The organism is Devosia elaeis, assembly GCF_001650025.1.
Classification (GTDB): Bacteria; Pseudomonadota; Alphaproteobacteria; order Rhizobiales; family Devosiaceae; genus Devosia; species Devosia elaeis.
On record NZ_LVVY01000113.1, the window covers coordinates 1 to 14,905 of the forward strand.

At 61.1% G+C, this 14,905-nt stretch carries 13 protein-coding genes and 1 tRNA gene; 7 read left to right on the forward strand and 7 right to left on the reverse strand.

The window, feature by feature from the left end; translation table 11 throughout:
* Positions 1 to 172 precede the first annotated feature (172 nt).
* Together A3840_RS19745 and A3840_RS14825 are read right to left on the reverse strand one after the other, a co-directional pair.
* Positions 173 to 346, reverse strand: a complete 174-nt coding sequence (locus A3840_RS19745; protein ID WP_165603191.1) for a hypothetical protein — start codon at positions 344 to 346, stop codon at positions 173 to 175.
* Complete coding sequence (locus A3840_RS14825) at positions 343 to 2,313, reverse strand: hypothetical protein (protein WP_067458441.1); 1,971 nt, start codon at positions 2,311 to 2,313, stop codon at positions 343 to 345. Before A3840_RS14825 ends, A3840_RS19745 begins: the two co-directional genes overlap by 4 nt.
* A gap of 601 nt (positions 2,314 to 2,914) precedes the next feature.
* On the opposite strand from A3840_RS14825, the gene A3840_RS14830 reads away from it, so the two are divergent.
* Genes A3840_RS14830 through A3840_RS14840 form a run of 3 tightly spaced genes read left to right on the forward strand, consistent with a single transcriptional unit; the run spans position 2,915 to position 4,463 of the window.
* Positions 2,915 to 3,661, forward strand: a complete 747-nt coding sequence (locus tag A3840_RS14830) for a glycoside hydrolase family 108 protein (protein ID WP_067458444.1) — start codon at positions 2,915 to 2,917, stop codon at positions 3,659 to 3,661.
* Positions 3,662 to 3,665: 4 nt separating this feature from the next.
* A complete protein-coding gene (locus A3840_RS19475; protein ID WP_131798341.1) occupies positions 3,666 to 4,175 on the forward strand; it encodes a hypothetical protein in 510 nt (169 codons plus the stop codon).
* 54 nt (positions 4,176 to 4,229) lie between these two features.
* Positions 4,230 to 4,463 carry a hypothetical protein gene (locus A3840_RS14840; protein ID WP_067458450.1) on the forward strand — a complete coding sequence of 78 codons (234 nt, stop codon included), beginning with the start codon at positions 4,230 to 4,232 and terminating at the stop codon, positions 4,461 to 4,463.
* 646 nt (positions 4,464 to 5,109) lie between these two features.
* Here the strand turns inward: A3840_RS14840 and A3840_RS14855 are convergent.
* On the reverse strand, positions 5,110 to 5,502 hold the full coding sequence (locus A3840_RS14855) for a hypothetical protein (protein WP_131798342.1): 393 nt from the start codon (positions 5,500 to 5,502) through the stop codon (positions 5,110 to 5,112).
* 184 nt (positions 5,503 to 5,686) lie between these two features.
* Here A3840_RS14855 and A3840_RS14860 point away from each other — a divergent pair.
* Positions 5,687 to 5,763, forward strand: a tRNA-Pro gene (locus A3840_RS14860).
* Between the two features lie 49 nt (positions 5,764 to 5,812).
* Positions 5,813 to 6,793, forward strand: coding sequence for a phosphotransferase enzyme family protein (locus tag A3840_RS14865; RefSeq protein WP_067458462.1), 981 nt, complete (start codon positions 5,813 to 5,815; stop codon positions 6,791 to 6,793).
* Here the strand turns inward: A3840_RS14865 and A3840_RS14870 are convergent.
* From A3840_RS14870 to A3840_RS14885, 4 genes are all read right to left on the reverse strand, one after another.
* The gene (locus A3840_RS14870) at positions 6,790 to 8,079 is read right to left on the reverse strand and encodes an O-antigen ligase family protein (protein WP_067458465.1); all 1,290 of its coding nucleotides are present in this window, start codon (positions 8,077 to 8,079) and stop codon (positions 6,790 to 6,792) included. The two genes, A3840_RS14865 and A3840_RS14870, sit on opposite strands and share 4 nt — an antisense overlap.
* Positions 8,076 to 9,590, reverse strand: coding sequence for an undecaprenyl-phosphate glucose phosphotransferase (locus A3840_RS14875; protein WP_067458467.1), 1,515 nt, complete (start codon positions 9,588 to 9,590; stop codon positions 8,076 to 8,078). The genes A3840_RS14870 and A3840_RS14875 overlap by 4 nt, the downstream gene beginning before the upstream one ends.
* Positions 9,591 to 9,674: 84 nt before the next feature.
* The gene (locus tag A3840_RS14880) at positions 9,675 to 10,778 is read right to left on the reverse strand and encodes a glycosyltransferase (protein ID WP_067458470.1); all 1,104 of its coding nucleotides are present in this window, start codon (positions 10,776 to 10,778) and stop codon (positions 9,675 to 9,677) included.
* A 3-nt stretch (positions 10,779 to 10,781) separates the two neighbouring features.
* A complete protein-coding gene (locus A3840_RS14885; protein WP_067458473.1) occupies positions 10,782 to 11,333 on the reverse strand; it encodes a polysaccharide biosynthesis/export family protein in 552 nt (183 codons plus the stop codon).
* 152 nt (positions 11,334 to 11,485) lie between these two features.
* On the opposite strand from A3840_RS14885, the gene A3840_RS14890 reads away from it, so the two are divergent.
* Positions 11,486 to 13,852 carry a GumC family protein gene (locus A3840_RS14890; RefSeq protein WP_067458476.1) on the forward strand — a complete coding sequence of 789 codons (2,367 nt, stop codon included), beginning with the start codon at positions 11,486 to 11,488 and terminating at the stop codon, positions 13,850 to 13,852.
* On the forward strand, positions 13,852 to 14,892 hold the full coding sequence (locus A3840_RS14895; protein ID WP_067458479.1) for a polysaccharide deacetylase family protein: 1,041 nt from the start codon (positions 13,852 to 13,854) through the stop codon (positions 14,890 to 14,892). Before A3840_RS14890 ends, A3840_RS14895 begins: the two co-directional genes overlap by 1 nt.
* Positions 14,893 to 14,905 lie beyond the last annotated feature (13 nt).

Genomic DNA, 14,905 nt, shown 5'->3' on the forward strand with positions numbered 1-14,905 from the left:
TCTACCAAAATCTGGAGGAGATCCAGGGGCTCAGGTCACTACAATCAGCAGCCAACGTGACACAATCCGGGAACATCAACACTTCAGGGCAGAGCTTGGTTAGACCCTAGCTAGGCAGTGAAGAAGTGAATGAAAGCGCATAGGCTTAGAGCGGGCAGGGTGAGCCGACGAACTATCCGTGAGGCGTATAGTCAATCAAGTCATCGACGGCGAGCGGAACTTCATCGAGATCGTCTCGGTCATCATCTTCATCTATCGACAAATCGTACTGCGGCGAATTGCTTTGCCGCAGTCCCAATAGCGCGATCAGCCCCGTGAGTGCCGCCAGAAAAAACCAGGCGTTCATATCTGCGCCTCCCTGTGAGCGAACTCAAAGAACCGGCTTGCAGCCAGCTCCACGTAAGGATCGCCACGTTGCTCCAACTCTGTCAACTCGTCTTCATAAAGCATGTTTGCGCCAATCGCCTGATTTGTCCCAGCTCTGCGCATGTAGCGGAACGGAATTGCGACAATATCCGACCTCATGAAGTGGAGGTAGTCGATTGCCGCTTCCCGGTTGGCGTCTGAAACCTTCAGTTCGGCGCTGCCGTTGAAGACATCGATATAGCTGCCGGTCGTCATGAGCACGGGGTTGTCGACGGGATAGTCTCTCGCCGCCCAAACGCTTTCGGCAAAGACCGGACAACCAAGCACCGGGAATTCGGCGCATGCAGTGCCGTTCCAAACGAAGGCCGCGTCAACCAGTTCTGCGAGTTCGGAGGAATTAAACGTGGTGTGGTCGAGAAAGATCACATTGTCAGGTAGATGCTCAGGCAACAGCTCTCGCAGCATCTGAACGCCAGACTGAACGATCTCCTCTCTGATTTCGTGAGGGTGCGGCTTGATGACCAAAAGCGCGTCGTGCTGTGAGGATAGCTCCACCAGCATTCGCAGCCAGCTCGTGAAATCATCGAAGACGTGCCCCTGGTCATCGGGTGCGGCAAAATCAATGAGCACCTTGCCAAGAACGCAGAACGACCGTCGCCCCTTCTTGCGGGCCTCTGAGATCGCGTCGATTACCATCTGGCGTTGGTGCCCATTGCCCATATCGGAGCGGCTGCGATCAATTCTGATCCAGCTCAAGGCTTGCTCCTCCCGCTGGCGCATCTCCTCGGGCGAGGGGGCGTTTGCTCGAAACTCGGTGAACCGATGACGGCCACCAAGAAATGGGTGTCGAAGATCGGGGTTGGCCGTTAGGTCTTCAATGGAGAGCGTTTTGGCCTCAATGGATGTCAGGTTGGAGAAGTAGTTCTCATAGGCGACGGACATGCCTATCAAGTGGATGTCGTGGTCACGGCCAACCGTGTCGCACCAACGACGAACAACGCCCCACGGGGCGAAGTGAGACTCCATAGTCACAACACGGACTGGTTTGCCCTGAGCGGCCAGCGGCACCAGTCGTTTGCACATCGTTATTGCTAGGTCGCTGCGGCGCAACATGTCGTCGAAAAGTGCCTGCGCTTCCGGGGTATCCAGGCCTCCGCGGTAGGAGCGGGCAAGTTTGCTTATGCGCTCCAGAAAGAAGGTGAAGTAGTTGATCCCGTCGCAACTGACCGTCCCCTCGTCCCAAGAGACGGCCCACTCGTTTTGTGGTTCGGTTTCTCCGCTTGTCAGGCCCGATCCATTGGCGCGCATCATAGCCGAGATGTTTGACAGCTCCGGTAGGCGGGACTTCGGCATTGAGCCCGCGACCGCAGAGCATACCGAATAACCCTGGGACGCCAGTTGGTAGGAGATAGGGACCATCAAACCAGTTGTGACGCGGCTACCCAGGTCGAACAGGACGACGTATCCCTTCGGGTTTGAGTGCTCAACAGCCGTGACGTAGCGCCTAAAAGCTTCAAAAGCAGTATGCGAAAATAGAGTATGGTCGAGACGAGCTTGGAAACTTGGCGTCACAGGATCGGGCCGCCTAGCGTGCAAGCCGCGCAGCGCAAGGTCGTATCGACCCAGGTCTCTCATGCTGTCCCATGACTTGGCGAGTATCTTGTCTTGGATTGGAGCGTTGGCCGGGATCGTTTCGGCAAGCGATATCGCCAGATCGTGATTGCCACGCTTATACTCCAGCGCTGCCCAGGCGGCGGAATACGTAGAAGCAACGCCAGATATCTTTTCTATATCTTCCGCAGTGACGCTTCGTGCGGATAAGAGGTTCACCAAAGAGGCTGACTTTTTTGCGAGTGGTTTGGCGGCTGCTGACCGCCTGCGTAACGCCCGAACCACCCTCCTGGCACCTGGAACTTTACGCGCGGCTTGCTTGACAAACTGAAGCATAGAGAATCTTCGACCTTTGTTCTCGTCTATAAAGGTGAGCGGGGGCGGCTCTTTGTTATCGCCGGTTGCGCCTCTTTTGGAAGTGGGCGCGTGCTCTTGGGAGGGATTTGGCTATCGACTTGGCGATTTGCCCCTCGATAGGGCCGATCAATATCATCACTGACATCACCGCTAGCACCAAGGCAATTTGGTGAAAGCCAGCCACATAGAGAAGGCTGATAATACATAGGCGAATGCCTAGGCGAATGAACGAGGCAAGGGGCGGGACGAACGATTTCGCCAGGTCTTTTCGCAGTGTCTGTCCTGGCAGGTTCGCAGCAATTGTCCTGATCTTTGATATCATGGCGCTGGCCGTCTGTGTCGAGCGCCGCTCCTTAGCATGGCACCAGACTTCCCGCCATCCTTGAAACACCAGCCGCCCCCGTGCGGCCTTTCTTCGCCCTCGGGCGCTTCCTTACATCTGAGAGTGGTCTCCTCAATTTTGAGGAGACGACGCTGCCCTGGTTTCCCTGATTCACGTCTGACAACCGCACCAACCCCAGCCGCCTCTCGAGGCGGCTTTTTCTTTACCCACCACACCCACCACCACAAGGAAATCACCATGGCGAAAGGCAACCTCCGGGCGTGCCTCGAACAGGTGTGGCCGTTCGAAGGCGGCTACGTTGACCATCCCAAAGACCCCGGCGGTGCGACGAACATGGGGATCACCCATTACACGCTGACCGCGCACCGCGGGCGGCCTGTCACCAAGCAGGATGTGCGCAATCTCACCAAAGCCGAAGCCACAGAGATTTACGACAAGCGCTACTGGCGCCCGCTCAACGGCGACAACCTGCGCGTCGGCGACGACCTGGTCATCCTCGACTTCGGCATCAACTCCGGCGTGTCCCGGTCGGCGAAATACACGCAGGCGATCGTCGGCACGACGCAAGACGGCAAGATCGGCCCGGTGACGCTTGCGGCGCTCGCCAAGGTGCCGAGCCGGGATTTCATCAAGAAGCTGTGCGCACGCCGCCTGTCGTTCGTGCAGTCCCTAAAAATATGGGACACGTTCGGGCGCGGCTGGTCGCGCCGCATCGCGCACATGGAAGCCACGGCGCTAGGCTGGGTGTCTTCCCGAGCCGAACTCGACAAAGACGCCAAGGATGCACGCAACAAAGCCGCAGGGCAGGGTGGCGCGGCTGTCGGCACTGGTGGCGGCGCAGTCGCCGTGGATCAGGCCAGCGGGCTTCCGCTCCCCGTCGTGCTGATTGGCGCCTTCGCGATTGGCGGCCTGCTTGTCGTGCGTGCCGTAATCAACAGCCAGCGAGCCGCTGCACTGGCCGCCGCTGCCAAAGACAAGGAATAACCCAATGGGTCCGTTTATCCGTATCGCGCTCCGGTATCTCACCGGGGCGCTTGTTGCTTATGGCCTTGTCCCCGCCGACGCCTCAACACCCCGGTCCGGGCGCTTCGCCGCCCTGGCGCATCTTGGTTCCCATCTTCCTCGCCGCCGCCGCCCTGGCGGCTTTTTTGTTCCTGCCCATCTTTCCGAAAGGCTAATCATCATGGGTTTTCTCGAAAACGTCGCCATCCAGTGGCTTATCCGCCGCGTCCCCGAGCTCGTTGGCCTGATCACGGTCACCGCTTCGCTCATCGCTGCAATCCCGCCCGAGCATATGGCCACGATTATGGCGATCCTGACCGGGCAGGGTGGTGGCCTGACCGTCACGGCTCTTATCGGGCTGGGCGTGTGGGTCTATGCGCAGATCATCAGCTTCCGGCAGACCACCAAGCCGAAACAGGTCGAGCAGATCGGCGGCAAGCCCGTCGAAATCAGCAGCGGGCGCAAGTCGCTCGTGGATATCCTGGCCGGAAAATGACCATGCGGGCGGCTTCGGTCGCCCCTCCCTCTTTACTGCAGATAGGCGGCGTTCATGTCTGGACCGAAATTCGACCTCACCATCAACCTCGGCCACGTCCTGACCTTCGGGGGGATCATCGTCACGATGATATTCGGCTGGGCGACGTTCGACACCAGGTTGCGAGCCGTCGAGAAAACGCTGGAAACGGCCACGTCTACGCTCGTAGAACAGGTCCGGCAGGGCAGCGCGATCATGGCCCTTGATCAACGGCTTCAGCGTGTGGAGCGGATCACCGATCAGCGGTAGATGTGATCGCCCGCAATCTTGTTCTGCATTCGTTCTGGTTATAGGACTCGGAACCTTGCCATTTAGCGAGGCCCGAAATGTCCATGACCCCGAGCAGGAGAGCGATAGAAGCCATGACCCTGGGCGGCATGGCCTTGGACAATCGCGCGCTTGTGGTGAGGTGTTATTCCTGCCGGCGAACGCGGAGGTTCCTCGCCGCCGATCTGGCCAGGGTCTACGGCGAGAACCAAAGCCCTCACACACTGTTCCGCAGGTGTTCGAAATGCGGTGATGGGCTTTATGTCGGGTTTGGCTTTCCGCAGCGGGGCGATACTATCCGGCGTCCCGAGAGCGTCACTAAGTGGCAGTGGCGGGATGAGGTTTGGGAGCCTTCCTAGCGGAGGGGTTAGACTGGAGACCAGTGGGTCGGCCCATGATCGTCAGGGCCGCCGTTCCACGTCATACTCCCGTCTGGCGTCACCCACATGCCGGTGTTTTCGGGAAACAAGCCGTTGCGCTGAATGTGGCCCCATCGCATGGTAAACCACTCCTGCATTCTCGTGTCAGACGGCTCTTTCCAGCCTACCCGGATAAGCGTTCCATCCTTCGGCGCGGTATTAATGGTTTCCCACCCTTCCATTCGTCTCTTCTCCAATGCGATTGGGGGTTAGGAGCCGAACGACATAGATACGCCGTTGCCCAGCCGGATCACCGACCGATCCTTTGTCTCGATCGGGTCAAAGATTTCACGCATGGCCTTGTATGTGCTTCCTTTGCCGCCAGTGCCCGCAAGTTCCTTGGCGAGAATGTCCGCAAGGCGATCCCAGTGAGGGATAAGGGCGGCCCAATATTCCGAAACGCTCCCCATCTCCGTAAGCCGCGTCTTCCACTCGGGTACGGCAGACAGAAGACGAACGCATCGCCCAAGGTCTGCGCCATCTCTCGGGTGCGAGTTATCTCCCGGCTTTACGCCCATCATCGTTGCCCAGAGACACATAGACGACAGCCCCGTATCGCGGCTGACTACCCACTGCGCTGCACGCTTCTCGACTTCATTCATCTCTCTCATCTCCATTACAGAAGCGACCGAAGCCGCGTGAACGTAAACAGAACCTGCGCGGGACTTTCTGCGGGACTTTCTGTCACCATCGGTCCCGCATCGTCGTTTGTTTCGGCTTTTGTTCTTTTCCACCGAAAATTAGGGCTTGCCTCAAAAGCCCTGTTTGCCTATGTCTCCGCGCAGTCGGGGCGTAGCGCAGCCTGGTAGCGCATTTGTCTGGGGGACAAAGGGTCGTCGGTTCAAATCCGGCCGCTCCGACCATTCAACCTTCCGCTCATCGAGAAGGCCGATCCGGGCAGGAGGCGCTTTCATGCAATTGCAGGAACGCGACCTGGAAAGTGCTCTCGCGCTATGGCCGCAAGTGTCGGGCTCGGCCTGCCGGCTGATCAACCATTCCGAAAACCACACATTTCGGGTCGATGCCCCTGATGGCGCGGCCTACACGTTGCGCGTGCATCGCCCCGATTATCAGAGCCGCCTCAACATCGAGAGCGAACTGGCCTGGCTGGAGGCTTTGTACCGCGATACCGACCTGCCTGTGCCGGCCGCGGTGCCGGGCGCCGATGGGCGTCTGCTGCAGCAATTCACGGGGCCGGACGGACTGATGCGCCATGCCGTGCTGTTCCACTTCATTGCCGGCCATGAGCCGAGCCCGGAAAGCAATCTTGTCGATCTTTTCGGCGTGCTCGGTGGCTATGCAGCCCGCCTGCACAAGCAGGTCATGGCTTGGGAGCGTCCGGCCCATTTCGAGCGGCAGGCCTGGAATGCGGCGACGATCCTCGATGAAGACGGATTATGGGGCGATTGGCGCGTGGCGCCCGGCGTCAATGGAGCCATCCGGCCTTTGCTCGACCGCGCGACCGATGCCTTGCGACAGAGGCTGGCCGAATATGGGCAGGGGCCGAACCGCTATGGTCTTATCCATGCCGATATGCGGCTGGGAAACCTGCTGGTTGATGGCGGTACTGTCAGCCTGATCGATTTCGACGATTGCGGCCTGTGCTGGTTTGCCTACGACTTCGCCGCCGCCATCTCGTTCCATGAGACGCACAAGGCAGTGCCCGCGCTCAAGGCCGCCTGGCTCGAAAGCTACCAGGCCGAGCGTCGGCTCGATGCCGAGGACATCGCGGCCATCGATGCCATGGTCATGCTACGCCGCATGGCGCTGCTGGCCTGGATCGGCTCGCATAACGAGACCAATTTGGCCCAGACCCATATGCCGGGCTTCGCGGAAGGGACGGCTGCGCTGGCGGAGCGGTTCCTGCGCGGACCGCTTTGGCCCGAAGACTAGACCAGCATTTCCGATCTTGGCGCTGTACGCCGCTTGTCATTGCCGATCGCTGTAGACAGGCCCCAGACCAACCCGATCAGCAGATAGATATGCCGCCAATGGTCGGAATCGATGATCACCGATTCCGCCATGACGATCACGAAGGTGGCGGCCACGGGGATGGCCATCAGCCGATAGGGTGAAGGTCGGATCACGATCTGGCAGCATTTCCACAGCGTGATCCCGATCAGCAGGTAGAACAACAGTCCGCCGCCCCAGCCATAAACGTGCAGCACCGAGACATAGACATTATGCGGCTCCTCTGTGATGCGCATATTGCTGAACTCGCCGGGGCCCAGGCCCCAGGGATTGTCGAGCGCCAGTTCATAGGCATAGCCCTGCCGCCCGAACCGGCCGGTTTCGCCGCTATCGTAATTTTGCGAGCTGGCCCGGGTTTCGAAAAGATTGGATACAGCCGGGATCGACAACAGGCCGGCCAGGGCAACGATCAGCATGAACGCGCCGGCGAGCGACATCAGCATAATGCGCACTTTGTCGCGCGCATTGGCCTCAAGCAGGAAAACCAGAACCAGCACGAGCAGCGACGACACGGCGAAATGACCCCAGGCTGCGCGGGAAAAGCTGACGAAAACGCCGACGAAGAGCACCATATAGATACCGCCGGAAATCAGCACCTGCCGCCAGCTCTGCGCCAGCAGCACGCGTTGCAGCGCGAACATGGCCGGCAGCACCAGGAAGGGGCCGTAGACATTGGGGTCCTTGAACGTCGCCTTGGCCCGGCCATAGCGCAGGAACAGGTCGGCGCCCGGCATCAGCCCCATATAGGCGAGGGTGCCGATGATAGCCGCCAGAACCGCGGCGGCGGTATAGGCTGCCACAATGATCCTCATCCGCTTCGCGGTCGCCTCGGCGATGTAATTGGCCACGAAATAGGAGGTGAGCATCAGAAAGATGGTCACGAGAGAGAAAATCAGGGCCGTGCTGATCGGGGTGAAGCGCACTTGGAACACGGCGATCAGCGCAAATGGCGTGAACAGGATCATGATGGCCAGAAGGCCGAGCGTGGACCGATAGAGGCCGATGCCCGCGAAAACGGCTAGCGGCAGGACCAGCAGGAATGCCAGTTCATAGGGCGAAGGTTCGAACAGCACGATGCTGCCCGAAAACACCCACAGGCCCACCATGAGATCGAGCATGCGGGTGGCGCGCCGGCGCAGAATCTCGGTGACCGGCTTGCCCGACGCGGCCGGAGCCAGGCTGGCATCGAAGGTTCCGGTGCTGGTCAATAGGCGTTCTCGTTCTTGGAGAGCAAGGAGATGGGCGTCATGACCACGATGTAGAGATCGAACAGGATCGACCAATGCTCGATATAGTAGAGGTCGTGATTAACGCGCTGCATGATCTTGTCGATCGTGTCGGTCTCGCCGCGCCAGCCATTGACCTGTGCCCAGCCGGTCATGCCGGGCTTGACGCGATGGCGGGCGAAATAGCCTTCCACCGCTTCATAATAAAGCTGGTTCTCGGCCTTGGCCTGTGGAGCATGCGGACGGGGGCCGACGATGGACAGTTCGCCCTTGAGCACGTTGAACAATTGCGGCAGTTCGTCGATGGAGGTGCGACGGATGAATTTACCCACGCGAGTGACGCGCGGGTCGTCCTTGGTCACCAGCTTGGACGCCGTCTGATCGAGCATGTCGGTCCGCATGGAGCGGAACTTGTAGATGCGGATGGTCTCGTTGTTGAAGCCGTGCCGGTTCTGCACGAAGAAGACGGGCCCCCGGCTTTCGAGCTTGATCGCGATGGCCGTGGCCAGCATGACCGGCGAGAGCAGCACGAGCGCGGTTATCGCGACGATCTTGTCGAACACCCACTTGAAAACCAGGTTCCAGTCCGAGATCGGTCGGTCGGCCATGTCGAGCACCGGCACGTCGCCGACATAGGAATAGGCCTTCTCGGTGAACTTGAGCTTGCTCATATGCGCCGAGAGGCGGATGTCCACCGGCAGGACCCAGAGCTGGGTCAGCATGTCCAGCACGCGCTTTTCCGCGGAGAGTGGCATCGAGACGATGACGAGATCGACGGGTGTGCGGCGTGCGAACTCGACCAGATCGGCCACCATGCCCAGCTTGTGATAGCCGGAGACGATGTCGGGCGAGCGTTCGCCGACGCGATCGTCGAACAATCCGAGCAGGTTGATGTCCTTGTCCGCGCCCGCCTTGATCTGGTCGATCAACAGGGCCGCGTCCGCGCCACCGCCGACGATGACGGCACGGCGTTTCAGCCGCCCCTCATTGGTCCAGTGCTGCACGAGGCGGCGAAGTATGGCGCGGTAGAGCATTAGGGCGACCGCGCCGGAGACGAACCAGGTCATCAGCCAGAAGCGGGAGACCTGGTCGCCCGCCTTGAAAAAGAACAGTCCGACAGTCAGCAGGATCATGACCGTGGCCCAGGCCCCTACCACCCGGCCGATTTGCGACAAGGTCGTGCGATAGGCGGCGATGCGATGGGACCGCACTGCATTGAAGACGATATTGGCCAACAGAACGGTGGCCAGGATGACGGGAATATAGAACCCGCCATCACTCGGCCCCAGATAGGCGACGTGGATGCCGTAGCCCAGCAGGGCGAGCAGCACCGCTTCGATCACCTGCGCTACACCCGAAATGACTGCGGCCGACCATGTCCGTTCGACCGGAAGGGCGATGACGGCCTCGGCGTAATTCGAAAGATGCCGCCCCTCCGGCGCTGATTTGGCGGCATGGCCTTGGATGGCCTGTTGGGGATCGACGCGGAACATGACAAATCTACCGGGCACTCAACGCTGAGCGGCTATTGTCCGGCAGAGGCGTTTACACTCAGTGAAATGGGATGTCCGTTTTGTTCAGGCCGCCCGATAGAGCGTCTCGATCGAATCGGCCATGTGCCGGAGAGAAAACCCGGCTTCGACGCGAGCGAGAAGCTGCCGCATGTCGGCGTTGGCCTGCGCTCTCCCGTCAAGAAAGCCCTGCATGGCCCCGGCCAGGGCCACGGCGTCGCCGGGAGGCACGAGGCGTGGCGCGGCCGGGCCGAAGATTTCGGGGATGCCGCCTACGTTGGTGGCAATGACCGGCAATTGCGCGGCCGCCGCCTCCAGGACGATATAGGGCAGAGATTCGGCCAGAGACGGCACGATAACGCATCGCCCCATGGCGAAGACGTGGCGTGCGGGCCGGGATCCTACCAGGCGGACGCGTTGCGAAAGGCCGAGTTCGTCGATGCGGGCCTCGAGGGCAGGGCGGTCCGGACCGTCCCCCGCCATCACCAATCTTGCCTCCGGCAAGGTCGCCAGCGCTTCGACCAGCGGAAATATGCCCTTGAGCGACCGCAATTCGCCGACAAAGACGAAATCGGCAGCATCGGAAGGCGCAGCGACCGGTTCGAATTCCTCCGGACGCAGCCCGTTATGCACGATTGCCGTGCGGCATGAGGGGTGGCCGATCAGCGCCGAATAAGTGCGTTCGGCATAGGCGCTTTCGAACAGAATGGCCGAGGTCTTGCCCATCAGCGCGCGTTCAATCCGATGGAAGAGCCGGCCCGAATAGGCGCTGGCGGGGTAATGCAATACGCCCCCATGCGGGGTGTAGAAGGCCTTGGCGCGGATCCGGCCATAGAGGGCCAGCCGGGCATAGAAGCCCCCCTTGGCCCCGTGACCGTGGATGACGTCGATATCGAGCTGCCGGGCCAGGCGCGCCACCGCGAACGGGGTCGTGAGGTCGCCTTTCCCGAACAGGCGTGGCATCGGGAAACGGTGAATCCCCAGAGCCGCATGGGCTTCTAGCGCTTTTAGGATGTCTTCTGTCTGGGCATCATTGGCCAGCGTATCGACGACAATGCCCACCTGGTGCTCACGCGATGACAACTCCCGCGTCAGGTCTGCAACGTGGCGGAACAGGCCGCCCACAGGCGCTCGCAGCACCTGCAGGATGCGGAGGGAACCGGCAGGCACGGCCTAGAACCAGCGCTCGGAAATGACGATGGTGTCGCCGGGATAGATGGGGAAGTCGAGATCGACAGCACCCTTGACCATCTGGTCGCCCTGCTGCCGATAGACCACAGCGCGATCGCGATCGGCCGTTTCGGTGAAGCCGCCGGCCGTGCTGATCGCGGCCCGTACGCTCATGCCGTAAACATAGGGGAATTGCCCGGCGGTCTTGACCTCGCCCTGGATGTAGAAGGGGCGATATTGTTCTATCTCCACCGCGACGTCCGGATTGCGCATATATCCGTTGGCCAGCGCCCGGGCGAGGCGCTTTCCGGCCTCTCCGGTGGTGGTGCCACGCACCGGCACAGCGCCGACCAGCGGGAAGGCGATGGCGCCGCCATCATCCACGCGATAGCTCTTGCTCAACTCGGCATCGCCATAGACCGTCACGCGCACGACGTCGCCCGTATCAAGTTGGTAGGGCCCCTTGGTCTCCACCAGATAGGTGGATGTCTTGTTCGCGGCGCATCCGCCGAGAAAAAGGGTCAGGGCGAGAGCAAAAATGGTTAGCAGGCGCATGAGGTTCCCGCGCGTTCGAATTGCTCCCACACTGGCGATTTATGGTTAAGATTATCCTTATGCCATCTGCGTAGAGATGCGGAATGCGAAGTGAATTAACTGAATTTTGACCACGCATGGCGTTAGCTCCGAACGTTATCAGAGGTATCGCCATGGCTTTCGACTCTTCCGTCCACGAAGACGCCCGGATCGACATTGCCGCCCTTTTGGGTGCGATTGTCCGGCGATTGCCGCGAATCCTGCTGGTCACGCTGGTCTTGTTGGTGGCCGGCTTTGTCGTATTGATGTTCCAGCCCCGGCTCTATGAATCCGCCGCGGCGATTCTGGTCGAGCCCCGCGCCAATGTCTATCTTCGCGCCTCGAACGAGCAGGTGCAGAGCGCCCAGGGCAATGCCGCCGGCGTCGTCTCCAGCCAGATCGAATTGCTGAAATCCCGCGATACCCTGCTCACCGTCATCGACAAGCTCGATCTTCGCTCCGTTCCCGAATTCAACGGCGGCGGGGGCGGCGTCTCGCCGCTCGGCATGATCTCGCAACTGATCGGCCGCCGAGCTGCTACGCCGAACTCCATCGATGAGACGGTGCTGGGCACGCTCTATGATCGGCTTACCGTCGTGCAGGAGCGCGATTCGGCGATCATCTCCGTCCTGGTCCGCTCGACCGATCCGCAATTGGCCGCTAGCATTGCCAATGCCGTGGCCAATGCCCACGTAGCCCGGCGCGCCGACCTTTCCATTTCCGATACGGCGGAAGCCTCGGGCTGGCTGCTGGATGAAATCAATCGCCTCCGCGTCTCTGTGCAGGAAGCCGAATCCGCAGTGGCCGATTTCAAGGTCGCCAACGACCTCTTTACCGGCCAGAACAATACCAGCCTGCTGGATCAGCAGCTTTCCACGATCGCCTCGCAGATCACCACTGCCCAGGAGCGCAAGAACACCGCCTTGTCGCGGGCTTCGCTCATCCGGGGGCTGATCGACAGCGGCCAGCCTATCGAAGGCGTTGCCGATGTGCGCAATTCCCTCGTCATCCAGCAGTTGAGCCAGGAAAAAGCGCGGCTCCAGGGCGAGCTGGCACAGCGCTCGGCCACGCTTCTGGCAAGTCATCCGACTATTCGGGCGCTCAATGCGCAGGTCGCCGAGCTCGACAATCAGATTCGCCAGGAAGGCCGCCGCGTGGCGGCAGCGCTCGAGTCCGAGGCGCAGATCGAGGCCGATCTCGAAACGTCCCTGCAAGCCGATCTCGACCGCGCCAAGGTCAGCGCATCGACAGCCACCAGGGACAACGTGACGCTGGACGGGCTGGAGCGCGAGGCCAAGGCGCAGCGTGACCTGCTGGAATCCTATCTGCTGCGCTACAACGAGGCTTCGTCCCGCGTGGACGCCAATTCCGCACTCCCCGATGTCCGCGTCGTTTCCGTTGCTGCGCCATCCGTCACGCCGGCTTCCCCCAAGACCTCGCTCATCATGGTGGCGATCGGCATCGTCTCGGTGGCGGTGCAGGTGGGCGCTGTTGCGTTCGGCGAATTGATGTCGGGTAGGGCGTTGACGCCGATCATCCGTGTGCGGCCGCAGGACGAACTGGATTCGGTGCCCTTCGACGAGGCAGAGCTTGAACCCGAGCAGCGCCCGGAACCCGTCGAGGCGGTTGCGGGGGCAGAGCTCGCGACCGATGCGGCGCGGGAGAACGGGCCGACCGAGCCGGCATTCGAACAGGACTCTATGCCGCTTCCCGCGGCGGATGCCGAGCCATCCGCCGCGGAGGTGACCAGCGCCGAAGCTGAGCAGACCGATGCGCCCGCGCCGAGCAATACCAGCAGATTTCTCCAGACCCTGCTCGCCGGAGCTATGCGCAAGGACCGGGAGAGGGTGGAACCGGTCGCGGTCACGGTGGAAAGTGAGCATGCCCCAGCTGAGCCCGAAGCCGTGTCGCCGGCCGGTGGTGTCGAGGAGGCGGCGAATTCGCACCCCGTCGCAGCCACGCTGCGCTATGCCGATCTGGTCTCCGATCTCGTGCTCGGGCGCACGCATCTGCTGCTGCTCGCTGACCAGGGCGAGGCGCGGCCGAGCCGGAAAATGGCGCAAGATCTGGTCGGCGATGCACTTGCCAAGGGCCTCAGTGTCGCGCTCATCGATGCGGGTACCGGGCAGCGCACCGAAAGCGCCGGCATCACCGATCTCAGCACCAGCCAAGCAAGTTTCGGCGATGTCGTGCAGAAATCGGCCGACAACAGCTTTGCCGAAGTCAGCTGGGGGCGGGGTGAGATGATTGCGCGCAACTCCAATCGTCCGCTGGTGCTGACCGAAGCCCTGACCGACATCTACGAGGTCGTGGTGGTGCTGACAGGGCGAGTGGATCGCGGGTCCACGCTCGGCATGTTCTCCGAACTGGGCGGCCGCATCATATTGGTGACCGGCGACGAGGAAGACGCCGACCTGGCTCAGGAAATGCGGCGGCGTCTGGAGGAGGCGGGCCTGCCTCGCGTAGAAATCGCCGCCTTGGCCGAGCCGGTCGCTGCCTGATGTCGTTGAAATATGCCGCGATCCGCACCGCGTTCGAACTGCTCTGGCTGACGCGGGCGCCGGCGCTATTCAACCTCCTGTCGCAGGCGCGCGGTGTCATCTTCACCATGCATCGCGTGCTGCCGGACCAGCCGGCACCCTTTTCGCCCAACGCCATCCTGCAGGTCCAGCCCGATTTTCTCGACTATGTCATCGAGCGCGTCCGCGATATCGGAATCGATATCGTCACGCTTGACGAAGCCCTGGAGCGCCTTGCTGCGCCGAAAAGGGGACGCCCTTTCGTCGTGCTGACATTCGACGATGCCTATAGGGACAATCTCCAATATGCCCTGCCCATGCTCCAGCGGCACGAAGCACCCTTCACCCTCTATGTGCCGACCTCCTTCATCGACGGCGTCGGCCAGCTCTGGTGGCAGGCTATCGAGGATATCATCGGCCGCCGGGATGCAGTGGCGTTCACGGAAGAGGGCGAGATTGAATATGTCGATACCCGCACCAACGCGCAGAAAAGCGAGGCCTTCAATCGCCTCTATTGGCGCCTAAGGAAGCTGCCGGAACCTCAGCGGCTGAAACTGCTTGCCGAGTTCACCGGCAATTACGGCTACGATCTTACCAAGCAATGCCAGGACCTGATCATGGACTGGCAGGAGCTCCGCCTGCTTGCGGGCGACCCGCTCTGCACCATCGGCGCCCACAGCGTAAACCATTATGAACTGGCCAAGCTGCCTGTCGATCAAGCGCGCGAGGAAATGGCCAGATCGGTCGATGTCATCGAGGCCCAATTCGGCATCCGCCCGACCCATTTTTCCTATCCGCTGGGCGGGCCACTATCCTGCGGGCCGCGCGAATTCGCGCTGGCAAAGGAATTGGGGTTCCGCACCGCCGTGACTACGAGACCGGGCGGCCTCTATCCCCATCACCTCGACCGATTGACGGCCTTGCCCCGCGTTTCGCTCAATGGCTATTTCCAGCAGCGCCGTTATGTCGATGTCTTCGCCAGTGGCGGCCTGTTCACCCAGCTTGGGAAGCTGACGGGTTAAGCCAAGGGTTTGA

What these genes read in the sequence shown, in the direction of transcription:
- A3840_RS14840 (WP_067458450.1), top strand. Translation starts at nt 4,230, where the DNA reads ATGTCTGGACCGAAATTCGACCTCACCATCAACCTCGGCCACGTCCTG.
- A3840_RS14825 (WP_067458441.1), bottom strand. Translation starts at nt 2,313, where the DNA reads ATGCTTCAGTTTGTCAAGCAAGCCGCGCGTAAAGTTCCAGGTGCCAGG.
- A3840_RS14865 (WP_067458462.1), top strand. Translation starts at nt 5,813, where the DNA reads ATGCAATTGCAGGAACGCGACCTGGAAAGTGCTCTCGCGCTATGGCCG.
- A3840_RS14895 (WP_067458479.1), top strand. Translation starts at nt 13,852, where the DNA reads ATGTCGTTGAAATATGCCGCGATCCGCACCGCGTTCGAACTGCTCTGG.
- A3840_RS14855 (WP_131798342.1), bottom strand. Translation starts at nt 5,502, where the DNA reads ATGAATGAAGTCGAGAAGCGTGCAGCGCAGTGGGTAGTCAGCCGCGAT.
- A3840_RS14890 (WP_067458476.1), top strand. Translation starts at nt 11,486, where the DNA reads ATGGCTTTCGACTCTTCCGTCCACGAAGACGCCCGGATCGACATTGCC.
- A3840_RS19475 (WP_131798341.1), top strand. Translation starts at nt 3,666, where the DNA reads ATGGGTCCGTTTATCCGTATCGCGCTCCGGTATCTCACCGGGGCGCTT.
- A3840_RS19745 (WP_165603191.1), bottom strand. Translation starts at nt 346, where the DNA reads ATGAACGCCTGGTTTTTTCTGGCGGCACTCACGGGGCTGATCGCGCTA.
- A3840_RS14875 (WP_067458467.1), bottom strand. Translation starts at nt 9,590, where the DNA reads ATGTTCCGCGTCGATCCCCAACAGGCCATCCAAGGCCATGCCGCCAAA.
- A3840_RS14830 (WP_067458444.1), top strand. Translation starts at nt 2,915, where the DNA reads ATGGCGAAAGGCAACCTCCGGGCGTGCCTCGAACAGGTGTGGCCGTTC.
- A3840_RS14885 (WP_067458473.1), bottom strand. Translation starts at nt 11,333, where the DNA reads ATGCGCCTGCTAACCATTTTTGCTCTCGCCCTGACCCTTTTTCTCGGC.